We start from the raw sequence: 14,650 nt of genomic DNA, 5'->3' as shown, positions 1-14,650 counted from the left end.
AAGCTATTCCAGCAATCCATTACAATCTTTACTGCAAAAACCTCTTTTTCTAAGCTCCAAAAGGAGCTTCCGTTGGTCGCTCTTTTGGAACAAGAAAAAAGTAGGCTTTTGCAGCAAAGGATTTTCATTCCTTTCTGGGCTAATGTCTATTTTATTTTCAAAAGGACTTTAATATTATAACTTTCTGTTGTCTTTTTTCCATTTTTGATAGTACCCGCTGCTTCAAGATAAGTAATAAGCAGAGTGTATTTTGTGTGCTCTACGCGTTGTGTGATTTTTTTGGAATTAGCATTATGAAAACCAGCATGGCCATTAATAAATTCAAACAAACGCAACGGCATAGTATCCTGATTCACCTGAAGATCTAGACCATAGGGCTTCTTACTAGATTGTACATTGTACGGAATACCATTCAATGTAATGCAATTGGTACAGTTCACTTCATTGTAATTGGAAACGGAAAACAACAAATCATAGCCACGAATGTTTTCAATGAGATGAGCAGCATTATCATAAAAAGTATAATTAAAAACCGTTGGATTGCTAGTCTCCAAATCATAACGCGACCTATAAGTAAGCCCTAACGCCTCCATAATCTTAGACACACTTGGCTTCTCCTCTTGAGCAAGTAATGCAGTCAATTTACCTTTACTATACGGCTGTAATACTTTGGCAGTATAATTATCTTGTAAAAAATAAACAATAGAACTCAGATCCTTTTCTGCTTCAAAGCTTAATTTCTTGGTATCTAATTGCTGCATGTAGTATTCAAAACGAAGCAACTGACTCCTTTTCGAAATGCTATCGGCACTTTGCGGACCTGCAATTGAGAAAAGTGCCGCAAGACACATACTTATGGGTATAAATTTAATTTTAGGCGTATTGTTCACCAAAAAGTATCCCACAACTACGGCCAACCAAATGGACAACAGTAAAACATAATAACGTTCATGGGTAAAACCATAGCTATAAATTCGGTAACCTATGGCCCAAAACAACAAGCCCAATAAAGGAATTAACAAGTAATAAAACCAACGATTGAAGGTTTGCATCCACAAATTACTTGCCGACGAAGCAATGGGATGAACCAATAAAAAAGACAAAATACCGATAATAGCAAAAACCAATACCAAATACGAAACCCAGCCAATAGGCAAAGAAAGAGTAATAAGGATCTTCGTTTCATAACAAAGCAATATCACCAAATAAAGACTAATTAAAGGAAGTAATACATATTGAGTGAATTTCTTAAGACCAATAGGATAACTAAGTGTGAGCGTCGTATTGACGCTTTGAATAACAGGTACACCACTCAAAAAAAAGAGTGTATTAAATGGCCCAGCTATTACTACAAAGAGATAACCAAAAATCTTTTCATCCAACTCAAAACCGAACAATTCCTTTATAGCAACGATGGCCAAAGCCAAGCCTGCAAAAAGAAAACCACTATACAAACCAGCCGTTATAATTCGTAAAAAGAGTTGTTTATTGAATTCCCAAAATTCCTCTTCGCAATACTGTTTTGCTAAAAAAGCAGCAAAAGAAACCAGCAAATGCAGGGCAATCGACAAAACAAAAAATTGTAAAAAATCAATACTAGCCGTGGGAATCTCAAGACTAAATACAAACAGAAATAGCAAAAATCCCCCTAAACAACTACTCAAAACCCTAAAAACAATAGATTTATTACTTGTGTTAAAAAACAGCGTGCAAGACAAAAACCATACTAAACACAACGAACAGCTCATAATGGTTTTGATCATTTGTGCTTCCTCTGCTGTTGCATAGTTATTTTTAACCATTAACAACGCAAATAGGGTTCCCAATAAAGTCACAACAAACTCAAGTGGAAAACGAAGAACGGTTGTAGAGGTGGCAAGCCATACTTTTTGAAGCGAAGGAAATGAAGCCATAATAATTGGGTTAGTAATCTAAATTAGTAAAAAATAGCGTGCAAAAAAAACCAGTTACAAATTAATGTAACTGGCTTCTAAATATAATAACTAAACTTTATTATCGATTACAAACCGAATTGTTTTCTGTTGTCTTCGATTGTAGCCGCTGCTTTCAAAGCAGGAATGGCTCTATTCATATCACCACTACTTTGTGTTTTCAATTTAGTGATGTAAGGCGCATGACTTTTCAAAGCTGGTGCTTTGATAGTACTTACATTTTTCACAACATAAACACCTGTATTTCCTTCTATCGGAGCCGAAATTTTATTGGCAGCCAATGCTAAAGCATTACCTACAACTTTAGCTTCTTGTCCTACTCCACCTGGCAATACTGCATTTTCTAAAGTTAATCCTGTTGCTTGTTGTACCGGTGCGCCTACTGCTTTGGCAATAGCCTCAAGTGAAGCACCTGTCATTTTAGCTTTAATTAACTCTGCTTTTTTCTTGTTCTTAAGGATTGGCTCAACGTAAGGTCTAGCGGTAGCGATTGCAATTAAACCTGAATTGTCAATACTTTTTACTTTAGCAATTACGTGACCAACGTTAGCTATTTCAAAACGTTTTACCGTACCTACTTTAGAATCTCCTTCAAATGCCCATCTCACAATATTTCTTTGAGCACCTAATGAACCAAAATTTTCATCCATTGCTGTAACGTTAACCACAGGAGCAACAGTCAATTTCATGTCTTTAGCCAATTTATCAAAATCTTTGTCTGCTGCTTCCATTTCAAATTGCGTTGCTTGTGCAAACAATTTGTCTGAAGTAACTTCAGAAGGCTCGATACGTTGTGCTACAGTTGCTAAACGAATACCGTCTTGCTTATCAGTAATTTTAATAATATGAAAACCAAAAGGAGTTTCAACCAAACCAATTTTTCCAATTCCATTATTGAAAACAAAGTCATTAAATGGTTTTACCATGGCATTAGGTCCAAAATATCCTAAATCTCCACCTTGTTGTGCAGAAGAATCATCAGAAGCTGTAAAAGCCAACATCAAGAAACTATCAGGATTTGCTTGCACTTGCGCTAAAATAGATTCAGCTTTTGCTTTTGCTTCTTCTTTAGTTCTTAACTCACGTTTGTTAGGCACTTGTGTTCCTTCATAACTGATCAAAATGTGACTTGCTTTTGCATTCACTCCCGATTTAAAACCTAAAGATTTTGACAAGCAATAGTAAGTTCCAAATTTGTAAGGCCCGTAAACTGCACCTGCAGGCAAAGCAAACAAACGATCTGCATCAACTGCTGGTAAATCTTTCTTAGCGATATAAGTTGAATCGTAAGGAACATCAGAATTTGCATTTACAAAATCAATCGCGTTTTTAGCATTTTTAAAACCAGGAACGGTATCGTTTTTGGCAGTAGCTTGGTTATACACCACGCTTCCTGATAACAAACTTGTAATTTTATTTTTAATTTCAGCTTCATCTTGTGCTGAAGCTTTATCTTCAATCAAAACATAAGAAATTTCACGAGACTCATCAGCTTTGAATTTCTTTTTGTTTTTAGTCATATACTCAGTGATTTCAGCATCAGTGATTTTTACCTCACTATCTTTAATGGTAGAATATAAACCAGCTACATAAGCAAAATTAACCTTGTTTGCTTCTGCTTCATATTTCATTTTTCCTTCTGCTTCTGTAGTATACAATGCTGATTTGATCAAAGAATTATACATTTGATATTTTGCATTGATTTCAGCATCTTTTTCTCTCTCTTTTAAGAACTGTGCTTGCTCAGGATTACTGCTGAAAAATTGTTTGAATTTTGCAATATCAAACATACCTGCTGCATTCAAGAACATTGGGTTTCTACCAATATTTTGATCTGCTTTCAACACTTCAATAATGTGTTTTTCACCTACTCTTAATCCTAATTTTTCAAATTCTTCAGACAACAAAGCAATAGTCACTTCTTGTTCCCAAACTCTATTTGCTGCTTCTGTTGCAGAAATCCCTTGACCACTTTTTTCTAAATTAGTAACTTTTAGTCTAAAATCTTCAAAAGCAATATCTTTATCATTTATACTTCCTACATCTTTTGTATTTTGACCAAGACCACCTTTTCCAATAAGGTCTTGAATGATAAATGCAAACAATGCTAATGCAATTGCTCCAATCAATAGTGCGGAACGTTGTCTAATTTTTGCTAAAACTGCCATTTCTATTATAGTTAATTTTTATATTCGATTTGCGAAAATACAATTATCTAGTTAATAATAACACTTGGAGTGTTTTATTTTAAAAGTTTTTTTTATGTTTTACGACATTTTGTAGTTACTGAAAAAACAACAAAAGTAAATTAAGCACAAAACATTCACTTTTCAACTAGCTTCAAGATTTTCTAGAGTCTATTTTTGGGCATCGCGATCTTCAAATCGTTTGGCATATTTAGTTCTAAAAAAGAACATAAAAACAGCCACCACTGCAATTCCTAAACTCAACCAAGGCCCAGATGTTGGGTCATTCCACTTTTTAACACCATCATAAACACAAATCAAAGCAATAACAAGATAAGCGTAAGAAGTAAATTTTAAATATTTCATAATTATTTTTATTTATTGGTATCCACCTCACCAGATATTTTTTGCGAATTAATCACTTTGAAATCTTTACTAAAATCAATCCCTTGACCTTCAGAATTTCCTTTCGGACTGGTAAAGACAAAATGTCGCTCGGTGTAAAACCATTCATTTTTTTGATCAAAATACAATTGTTCAGTTGCTAAAACCTGACCTTCTTCTGTGGTAATTCGAACCTTTCCTTGCAAATCAATAATACCTGTTTTTTTGTAAGATATTGCGTAATTGGATTTCACAAATGTCTTTTTGCCTTTAGCATCAAACAAAGTAACATCAATACCTTTTGGGAATTCCGTAAAAGGAAAATCTACGGCTGAATAATCTAACATTTTAGAACTAATCAAAATCGCCGAAATACGCCCAGAGTCAGTATATTTTACATTGATAGAATCTGCTTCTCCTGAAGGATTAAATTCGGAATAATTGATTTTTTGAACTTCTTTGAAATTGCTTTCACAAGCAATCACACTCCACAATAGAGTTACACAAAGTAGTTTTGAAAATATTTTTTTTAAGGAAATTGTCATTAGAAAGCCTTACGTACTACTAGTAGAATTTTCGTTTTACGAACCATTTGTCATTAAGAGAAAAACTCACACTTGCATTGAAGTAGTTTTCTTTGATCAATCCCGCAGCAGTAGTCCCTTTGATGCCGTATTCTAAACCAATATTAAAATTAGAAAAGGTTCCTATCGCGGGCAAACCAAAACCTAAAGTAAAAGACTTATCCTCTATGTGTTGATTCTTAACTACCAAACCTGTTTTTTCATATCGAATTCCAGCTCTATATACTACTCTTTCCAAATAACTCGTGAAAGAATTAAAATTTGGAATATAATATCCACCCACACTAACTCGCTTGTAAGGATCAAAAGTAACCCCTGCAACATTATTAAAATTATTGGCCAAATCGCCCGCTTCACGAAGCGCAATTTCAGTACCTAACATCCATTTTCTGGCTTGTCCAACACCTACCCCAAAGGTAACTTTACTGGGTAAAGAAAGACTTTTAGATGATTGCAACTCATCAAAACCCTCTGGATCAATATTAACAGTTCCATCATAGTCAATCGTTGAAATATTTCGAGTGTTTTCAGAAGTTAAATTTCCTTGAAAAGTATAATTCAAACTAGAATAAAGGCTTAGTTTTGGAGAAATTTTAGCTTGATACATTGCACCTACATTAAAATTGGCACCATTGATATAGGTCAGATTCGTTTCTCTTGTTCCCACAGGAACACCTGTAATATACTCTAAACTTTCGGTTTGAATTTTACCAAAATTATATTGAAAGTCAGCACCAAAACTAAAGTTTTTTGTCAGTTTGTACCCCGCGCCAATAAACGCTTTGTTGACACCTCCGGTTCCTTCTAGACGTGAATTATTTTTATCCAAATCAGCCGAAACAGACTGAATTTTGTATCCTACCGAAGAATACGGAATTAATCCAAAACCAATTCCTAATTTCCCCACAGGTATAGCTACTACCATATAATCAACAGTGGTTCTAGCTGTTGATGCTTTCCCAACATTATCTTCCAAGGCTCTTCTACCATAAGTCCCGCCCATGGTCAAAGTAGTTTGTCGTAAACTAGCGTAACTAGCAGGATTTTCAACATTAACATGGATACTATCTTGCTCTACAGCAACACCTCCCATAGAACGATTTTCTAACATTCCTCTATATCTTATTTCACCAATTCCATAATAAGAATAAGGAGAAGATGTACCTTGTTGTGCAAAAGATACAAATGAAAAAAGCAAACCAGTTGCTACAATTATTTTTTTAATCATTGTGGATTGAATATTGAAATGTTTGATTCAAACTCTCTAAAAGGAAATTTGAATTGGCAAATATGGTATTTTTTAATTGCATCGCCAAAAAAAGTGCATCACCCCCCGTTAAAATTATGATAAAATTTGAATACTTTGCTTTGAATTCCTCTATGAAGCCATCAATTTCATATACAAGCCCATTGACCACGCCCGAGTGTATGGCCGAAGCTGTAGAATTACCAACAAAATCCAGCGGAGGCTCCAAGGATAGCAAGGGTAACTTTGCCGTATAATTGTGTAATGCTTCGTATCGCAACCGAATTCCTGGCGATATAGCTCCACCCAAATAACGATCATCAGCATCCACACAATCATACGTTACACAAGTACCCGCATCAATCACCAAGCGGTTCTGACCCGGAAAACTCAAAGTGGCTCCAGCAGCCAAAACCATCCTATCGATTCCTAAGGTCATGGGTGTGGCATAAGTATTCACAAAAGGAAAAGCGCTTTTGTGCGACACAAAATGAACAACGATTTCATTTTCCAATGCTAAAAATACGTCTTGAGTCACATTTCCAACTGAAGAAACAACCAAATGCGTTACTTCTGGATATTTTTTTAAAATTTTTTGAAGTTGATTTTGTATCTCTTTTGTATCAAAAACAAAAAACTCCACCGAAGTATTCTCCTCAAAAACAGCCGCTTTGACTCTAGTGTTCCCGACATCAACTGCTACAATCATTTTTACAAATTTAAGAAAGCAAGGTACGAATTGATTTTTTTTTACAAAATGTTTTGGATAAATTAAAAATGGTTCTATATTTGCACCCGCAACAAGCAAGGTACCTTAGCTCAGATGGTAGAGCAATGGACTGAAAATCCATGTGTCCCTGGTTCGATCCCTGGAGGTACCACAAAACCCGAATAGCAATATTCGGGTTTTTTGTTTTATAATCTCATGGAACTTCCATTTCGCTATTTTCGGCTGTTCTCGCACTAGCGATTCTCCTTTTTTATACAAAATTTAAAAAAACGCAACGCTGTGAGCTAATCAAAAGCAACGAAGCATAATCGAACATTCTTCATTTTTTTGCTATAAACTGATTTTTTGACTAGAAAAACATGGAATTCTAAAAAAATAAGCTTCATTTTTTTAAAAATATATTTACAATGTTGCAAAATTACTATATTTATGCAAATTAAATATATATGGAACTTTTTAGCTGTCCGAAATGCTTGAGCGACCATCTGATCAAAAGCGGAATCATAGCCAACAAACAAAGATATACTTGTAAAAAATGCAAGTATAGCTTCACAGTAAACAAGCTTGGAAAAAAAATTGACGAGTATTATGTTTGTAAAGCATTGCAATTATATCTAGAAGGCCTAAGCTATCGAGAAATTGAACGCATACTTGGCGTATCCCATGTTACAATTAGCAACTGGGTAAAATCATACAATATCAAAAAACCTTCACACGCAAACTACCATCCTACCTACAAAATCCTAAATCACACTGAATTAATAGAATACATTAAAAACAAAAACCAACTCACAGGTGCTGGTATGATCATTACTGAGTTGGGCGATAAATTTATGCTCATTAAATGGGAGCGTTTTAAGGATTAACTATACTATTTTACACTTATCTATAGCATTATTTGCTAATCAAAAATTAAATTGGAATTTGGCTTCACGAAAATCAAACAAAAATTTAATTTTCTATGTCATTGAATTTAAACTCCTTTTGTTCAAATTAAAACAATCACATAGACATTAGTAACCCATAATTTGTAGCTATATGAAAAAAATTAGTGCACTGTTACTCCTACTCCTACTAACATCTCTATTTAGCTTTGCCCAAGGCTCAAGTGAATACACGAGTGGTATGAAATTCAACCTCAACGATGCTGGATCGAAATACATGCGATTTATTGTGTGGAATCAAATTTGGTTTCGCTCTTCGCAAATGAATCCTGGAACCATGGTGGGCAATGAAGCAGCCTCAAGCGCCACTGATATTGGGAACCGTAGATTGCGTTTCTTGGCCTACTCCCAAATCTCACCGCGTTACATGATTGTGACACACTTTGGAATCAACAACCAGTCCTTCACCAGTGGTGGTGCATCAGGTACAACAGGCACTGGGGGTTACGGAGCAGGTAAAAAACCGGGGTTGTTTTTTCATGACGCTTGGAATGAATACGCCTTGGTTTTACCACAAAAAGACAAAAAATTCAGTTTGTCACTAGGTGGAGGCTTACACTACTACATGGGACTTTCAAGAGAAACCATGGCTTCTACACTAAACTTCTTGACCATTGACGCCCCAATATTCAATTGGCCATTAATTGAAAACTCTGATCAATTTGCCCGACAAATGGGATTATTCGCGAAAGGAAAATACGGCAAGTTGGAATACCGACTAAGCCACAACAAACCCTTTGCGACCAATGTAGTGCCAACCAATGTTACAAATGCCTCCAATGCTGTTGCAGTAGACAACAACGGTAACGCAAAATGGGCTACGGCAGGTTATTTTGAATACCAATTCTTAGACCAAGAATCTAATCTATTACCTTTTAAAGTGGGGTCATACGTAGGAACCAAAAAAGTATTCAACATTGGCGCAGGTTTTTATAGAGCACCCAACGCCACGAAATCCTCTGTCAACGCTCAACTTCAAAAGCACGACATGAATCTTTTCTCTACCGATGTCTTCTTGGACTTGCCAGTAGGCAAAAAAGAACATAAAATGGCCGTTACCGCATATAGTGTTTATTATAATTATGATTTTGGCCCTAACTATCTACGCAATATCGGCATCATGAATGTAGGCGTTGCCGACCCTTCATTTACAGGAAACAGAGCCATGGCAGGACCAGGTAATGCTCAACCTACCATTGGAAGCGGCTCTATTTGGTATACGCAAGCCGGTTTTTTATTGCCTAGCAAAGTGGAAAAACCAAATGTGCGAATTCAACCCTTTGGCGCCATCACCTATAAAGATTTTGATGCCTTACAACAATCAAGTACACAATTTGATATCGGCACCAACTTTTTACTCGATGGGCAACATTCAAAAATTACAGCTCAATATTCTACTCGACCAGTGTATAGCGCAGATGGCGTAAAAGAAAACAGTAAAGGCGAATTTATAGTGCAATTACAAATCTATTTATAAATCCAAAAAACAACCAAAAAAAAAATCAACCAATGAGCAACAAATCAACAAAAGGAATCTGGAAAGTAATTTCCGCTTCCTCCATGGGTACCATGATCGAGTGGTACGACTTTTACATCTTCGGCAGTTTGGCTGTGGTGATTTCTACCAAATTTTTCCCAGCCGACAACCCAACTGCGGCCTTCTTAGCCACCCTAGCCACCTTTGCTGTTGGCTTTGTAGTACGCCCGTTCGGAGCTCTTTTCTTCGGGAGATTAGGCGATATTATCGGACGCAAATACACCTTCATGGTCACCTTACTTTTGATGGGAGGCGCTACCTTTTTGATCGGTTGCATTCCGAGCTACGAAACCATTGGCTTTATGGCGCCTTTATTGGTTCTTATTCTAAGAATGTTACAAGGATTAGCCTTAGGTGGCGAATATGGTGGAGCTGCCACTTATGTAGCCGAGCATGCCCCAGTGGGACAACGAGGCTATTGGACGTCATGGATTCAAACCACAGCTACCGTTGGTCTGTTCATTTCATTAATGGTTATTTTGGCCACAAGAAACGTGTTAACTCCAGAAGAATTTGATAATTGGGGATGGAGAGTACCGTTTTGGGTATCCATCGTAATGGTAGGAATTTCATATCTCATTCGAAAAAACATGGACGAATCTCCGGTATTCGCCAAAGCCAAATCCGAAGGAAAAACGAGTACGAATCCGTTAAAAGAAAGTTTTGGAAACCGCTACAATTTGAAGTTTGTGTTGTTAGCACTATTTGGCGCCACGATGGGACAAGGTGTCGTTTGGTATACTGGGCAATTTTATGCCATGAGTTTCTTAAAAACCGTAATGACCATCGACTCCTCGCAAGTTGATCAATTACTTGGAATTGCCTTGATATTAGGCACACCTTTCTTCATATTTTTTGGATGGCTCAGTGACAAATTGGGTAGAAAATACATCATGATGGGCGGCATGTTAATCGCAATTCTTTTATATCGCCCGATTTACCAAGCCATGTTTGAAACCACCAACATCAAAAACAAAACGGAACTGGTAGACCAAACCACGATAGTAGCCGAAACCAAAACCAACAAACAAGCCCTAGATTCCATATATACCACCACAAAAGTTTTTGAAGATGGCACAAAATGGGTCGAAATCAAAACCATCCCTCTAGAAAATGGTCAGGCTAAAATTGTAGATGGAAAACCGAAAGCAGACATCAAAACAACCCTTACCATAAACAACACCGATATGTGGATGTTGGTTTTTTACATTTTTGTCCAAGTGCTATTTGTAACTATGGTGTACGGTCCAATTGCCGCTTTTTTAGTGGAAATGTTTCCTGTAAAAATTCGTTATACTTCCATGTCATTGCCTTATCACGTGGGGAATGGAATATTTGGAGGACTACTACCTGCCATCTCAACTTATTTGGTGACCAATGCCAAAGAAGCAGGCGATGTGAATTACTATCTTGAAGGATTGTGGTATCCCATCATTATTGCTTCGGTCTGTTTTGTGATCGGAATGATTTATCTTGACAATTCAAAAACCAATAAACACGTTTAAAATTAACATTATGGATCAGATAAAAAGAGTTCTAGGTATGGTATGGATTGCCTTGGCTGTAGCAGCCGCCTATTTTTGTATTTTTGAGTTTGGCTTACCCAAAATTGCTTCAGGAAAACAAGATGATTTGGTGTTTGGCATCATCATACTGTTTGTCCTCACACCCTTAGTAGTCTTGGGCATGGGAATATTTGGCTATTATTCGCTCATGGGTGAATATGACCATTCCAAACGATAAAAAAGAATCGCGATCTCTTTAAAAAAGAGGTTGCGATTTAACTTTAAACTTCTTACTTTGTTAAAAGGAAAAAGCAATTATGAAAAAAAGACACGAGCAGAAATTTCTAATTTTTAGCCTAGTACTGTTTTTGGCGCTAAATTTTCCATTGCTATTATTGTTTGATAGCACCGATTCAATTGCAGGTTTACCAATTATTTACGTCTATATTTTCATGGTTTGGTTTTTTTCGATTGTCATGAGCTTTATGTTAATAAAAAAATACGATGAATAGCCTTGGCATTTTACTGGTTCTGACGGTGTATGTTTCCATTCTGTTTTTTATTGCCCACTGGGCCGAAAAAAAACAACACTACAAATGGACCAACAATCCGTATGTATATTCCTTGTCACTTGCGGTATATTGCACGGCATGGACCTACTATGGTAGTATTGGGGTAGCCGCCAAATCTGGGTTGAGCTATCTTCCTATTTACATTGGCCCCATCATCATTATTCCTGCATGGATGTTGATTTTGAAAAAAATTATTCAAATAACGAAAGTCAACAAAATTTCAAGCATTGCCGATTTCATTTCGCTTCGATATGGCAACAGTAGGTTTTTGGGAGCGATGGTTACTCTAGTGTGTGTGGTCGGCATCATTCCCTACATTGCTTTGCAACTCAAATCGATATCCGACACTTTTCATGTTATTACTCGAACCCAATCCACTGAAAATATTTTTTTTGACACGACTACCTATGTTTGTTTGGCTTTAGGGTTATTTACTTCTTACTACGGCACCCGTTATGTAGATGCTTCTGAGAAAAGACGTGGTATCGTTCTGGCAGTAGCGATAGAATCGATTTTAAAGTTGGTTTTCTTTCTACTATTAGGTATTTATGTAACTTATTTTGTGTTTAATGGTTTTGATGACATTTACAACAAAGCTCTTTCTCTTCCAGATTTTAACCAAAAAAACACCATCGGATCTATTGAAAATGCCCTCAATTGGTTTTTTCTTTGTCTTGTTTCTATGTTTGCCATGTTTTTGCTGCCCAGACAATTTCACACGAGCGTTGTAGAAAACAATCATAGCAAACATATCAAAACCGCTACCTGGTTATTTCCGTTATACCTCTTGCTGTTTAATATCTTTGTATTTCCAATTGCGTGGGGAGGTAGTATTTTATTTCGAGGACAAAATTTAAATTCCGATACCTATTCCTTATTAATTCCGCAATTGTTCCAAAACGACACATTGACGTTATTAGTGTTTTTGGGTGGATTTTCGGCAGCGATTTCCATGATTATTGTTTCGTCTATCGCCTTGGCTACTATGGTCAGTAACAATTTATTGATTCCCTACGGCTTTATTGGTTCGTTAGAAAATCAACAAAAAGAGAACAGCCGTCGCATCGTCAACAGCCGAAAAATAGGTATTTTCACCTTGATTGTTTTGGCTTATATCATTTACAAAGTTTTTATTTTAGATTACTCACTCTATTCCATTGGCTTAGTATCGTTTGTGGTCATTGCTCAATTGGCTCCTGCCTTTTTTGGTGCTCTGTTTTGGAGAAGAGGTTCAAGTAAAGGCGCGATTACAGGAATACTTATTGGATTTCTCACTTGTGCCTATACCTTAATCATACCTTTTGCATTGGGCTTACAAGAAACAAATAGTTCATTCGTACAAAACGGCCCTTGGAATCTAACGCTATTAAAACCTTTTCAACTATTTGGCTTGGATTATTTGGATCCGATTCCGCAAGCAGTATTTTGGAGTTTATTATTCAATACCCTTTCATATTTAGCGGTATCCGTTAGTTTTAAAGGAAATTACAGAGAAAGAAACTATGCCGAAATGTTTGTAGATATCAATAAATACAGTGGTCATCTTGAAAATGCTTTTGTTTGGAAAGGGATTGCTTATGTAGCGGATATTCAAAAAATATTAGAACGTTTTTTGGGGATTGAAAGAACCAAAAGAGCCTTATCGCTTTTTCACATCAAGTACAACATTGATCAAAACATCACTACGGCCGATGCGAGATTCATCAAATTTGCCGAAAATCTTTTAACGGGCCATATCGGAACGGCGTCATCCAAGATTTTAATTGCTAGTGTGGTTAAAGAAGAAAAAATAGCTTTACCTGAAGTGTTGCGTATCCTTGAGGAATCACAAGAAAACATTATTGTCAACAAAAAACTGACTGAAACAACCCATGCTCTCCAAAAAATATCACAGCAATTACAGGAGGCCAACTTGGAACTTTTGAAAAAAGATGCACAAAAAAATGAATTTTTGGACACCGTTACTCATGAATTACGAACTCCAATTACCGCCATACGAGCCGCAAGTGAAATACTCATTGATGACGAAGAAATTCCCAAAGAATTACGTCAACGCTTTCTACAAAACATTATTTCAGAATCCGATCGTTTGAACCGTCTCATTGATAAAATCTTGGATTTAGAAAAATTTGAAACCGGTAAACAAAAAATTTATTTGTCCAAAAATGATCTCATACAAACCATAATTAAAACATTACATCCATTACAACATGTAGTACAAAGCAAAAATATTCAAGTAGTATTTGATCCACAAAAAAAGGAAATCCGTGCTTTTTATGATGAAGAGCGCATGGTGCAAGTGGTTCACAATCTACTGTCGAACGCGATGAAATTCTGTCCTAATCCCAACGGAAAAATAACCATCACTATAACCGAAAACCCAACCTTAGTATTGGTATGTATCCATAACAACGGAAACAAAATCAATGAGGAAGAATACGAATCTATCTTTGATAAATTTTACCAATCCAAAAATCAAAACGTTCGAAAACCAATAGGAAGCGGACTGGGATTGGCCATTTGTAAACAAATCATTGAACATCATAAAGGAAAAATATGGGTAGAAAATTCGAGTGAACAAGGCGTAAACTTCTATTTTTCATTACCCAAGTATAACACAACTGAAGCTGCAACATCATGAAAAAGATACTCTTAGTGGATGACGAACCCAACATTCTAATGTCGTTAGAATACACCTTTAAGAAACATAATTTTGAGGTTTTTGTTGCCAGAGACGGCCAAGAAGCCCTAGATATAGTACAAAACCAATTACCCGATGTGATCATCTTAGATGTGATGATGCCTTTGGTAGACGGTTATGAAACTTTACGACAAATCAAAAAAAACGATAAACTCCAACATTGCAAAGTGATCTTTTTATCGGCCAAAAACAAAGAAAAAGACATTGAAAAAGGACTTGCATTGGGCGCTGATTTATACCTCTTAAAACCTTTTTCGATAAAAAAAATAGTAGAACAAGTACAAGCATTATTATAACTAACTAAAAAAA

The 14,650-nt window shown here is 36.1% G+C and carries 12 protein-coding genes and 1 tRNA gene; 7 read left to right on the top strand and 6 right to left on the bottom strand.

All coding sequences use genetic code 11. The features are described 5' to 3' along the window. Positions 1 to 146: 146 nt before the first annotated feature. The 6 genes from BXU11_RS15585 to BXU11_RS15560 all read right to left on the bottom strand — a co-directional run bounded on the left by BXU11_RS15585 (position 147) and on the right by BXU11_RS15560 (position 7,061). The gene (locus BXU11_RS15585) at positions 147 to 1,913 is read right to left on the bottom strand and encodes a DUF4153 domain-containing protein (RefSeq protein WP_078213211.1); all 1,767 of its coding nucleotides are present in this window, start codon (positions 1,911 to 1,913) and stop codon (positions 147 to 149) included. 107 nt (positions 1,914 to 2,020) lie between these two features. Beyond that, positions 2,021 to 4,120, bottom strand: a complete 2,100-nt coding sequence (locus BXU11_RS15580; RefSeq protein WP_078213210.1) for a peptidylprolyl isomerase — start codon at positions 4,118 to 4,120, stop codon at positions 2,021 to 2,023. 189 nt (positions 4,121 to 4,309) lie between these two features. Next, a complete protein-coding gene (locus BXU11_RS15575; protein ID WP_024982223.1) occupies positions 4,310 to 4,504 on the bottom strand; it encodes a hypothetical protein in 195 nt (64 codons plus the stop codon). An 8-nt stretch (positions 4,505 to 4,512) separates the two neighbouring features. After that, positions 4,513 to 5,067 carry an LPS export ABC transporter periplasmic protein LptC gene (gene lptC / locus BXU11_RS15570; RefSeq protein WP_035717840.1) on the bottom strand — a complete coding sequence of 185 codons (555 nt, stop codon included), beginning with the start codon at positions 5,065 to 5,067 and terminating at the stop codon, positions 4,513 to 4,515. Positions 5,068 to 5,086: 19 nt separating this feature from the next. Beyond that, on the bottom strand, positions 5,087 to 6,334 hold the full coding sequence (locus BXU11_RS15565; protein WP_024982221.1) for a hypothetical protein: 1,248 nt from the start codon (positions 6,332 to 6,334) through the stop codon (positions 5,087 to 5,089). Beyond that, on the bottom strand, positions 6,327 to 7,061 hold the full coding sequence (locus tag BXU11_RS15560; protein WP_078213243.1) for a type III pantothenate kinase: 735 nt from the start codon (positions 7,059 to 7,061) through the stop codon (positions 6,327 to 6,329). Before BXU11_RS15560 ends, BXU11_RS15565 begins: the two co-directional genes overlap by 8 nt. A gap of 99 nt (positions 7,062 to 7,160) precedes the next feature. Between BXU11_RS15560 and BXU11_RS15555 the strand changes: the two genes are divergently transcribed. The 7 genes from BXU11_RS15555 to BXU11_RS15520 all read left to right on the top strand — a co-directional run bounded on the left by BXU11_RS15555 (position 7,161) and on the right by BXU11_RS15520 (position 14,637). Further along, positions 7,161 to 7,233, top strand: a tRNA-Phe gene (locus BXU11_RS15555). Between the two features lie 295 nt (positions 7,234 to 7,528). Next, positions 7,529 to 7,948, top strand: coding sequence for a helix-turn-helix domain-containing protein (locus BXU11_RS15550; protein WP_024982219.1), 420 nt, complete (start codon positions 7,529 to 7,531; stop codon positions 7,946 to 7,948). Positions 7,949 to 8,120: 172 nt separating this feature from the next. After that, positions 8,121 to 9,503 (top strand): porin, encoded by a 1,383-nt coding sequence (locus BXU11_RS15545; RefSeq protein WP_078213209.1) that lies wholly within the window; start codon positions 8,121 to 8,123, stop codon positions 9,501 to 9,503. A 32-nt stretch (positions 9,504 to 9,535) separates the two neighbouring features. Further along, the gene (locus BXU11_RS15540) at positions 9,536 to 11,068 is read left to right on the top strand and encodes an MFS transporter (RefSeq protein ID WP_035717838.1); all 1,533 of its coding nucleotides are present in this window, start codon (positions 9,536 to 9,538) and stop codon (positions 11,066 to 11,068) included. Positions 11,069 to 11,078: 10 nt separating this feature from the next. Then, positions 11,079 to 11,306: a DUF6814 family protein gene (locus BXU11_RS15535; protein ID WP_024982217.1), complete on the top strand. Its 228-nt coding sequence runs from the start codon at positions 11,079 to 11,081 to the stop codon at positions 11,304 to 11,306. 266 nt (positions 11,307 to 11,572) lie between these two features. Next, positions 11,573 to 14,281: an ATP-binding protein gene (locus BXU11_RS15525; RefSeq protein WP_078213207.1), complete on the top strand. Its 2,709-nt coding sequence runs from the start codon at positions 11,573 to 11,575 to the stop codon at positions 14,279 to 14,281. Further along, on the top strand, positions 14,278 to 14,637 hold the full coding sequence (locus tag BXU11_RS15520) for a response regulator transcription factor (protein ID WP_078213206.1): 360 nt from the start codon (positions 14,278 to 14,280) through the stop codon (positions 14,635 to 14,637). Before BXU11_RS15525 ends, BXU11_RS15520 begins: the two co-directional genes overlap by 4 nt. Positions 14,638 to 14,650: the final 13 nt, after the last annotated feature.

The sequence above is a fragment of the Flavobacterium sp. LM5 genome, from assembly GCF_002017945.1.
Classification (GTDB): Bacteria; Bacteroidota; Bacteroidia; order Flavobacteriales; family Flavobacteriaceae; genus Flavobacterium; species Flavobacterium succinicans.
Note: the sequence above shows the minus strand (reverse complement) of the source record. Positions and strands in the feature narration are given on the sequence as shown.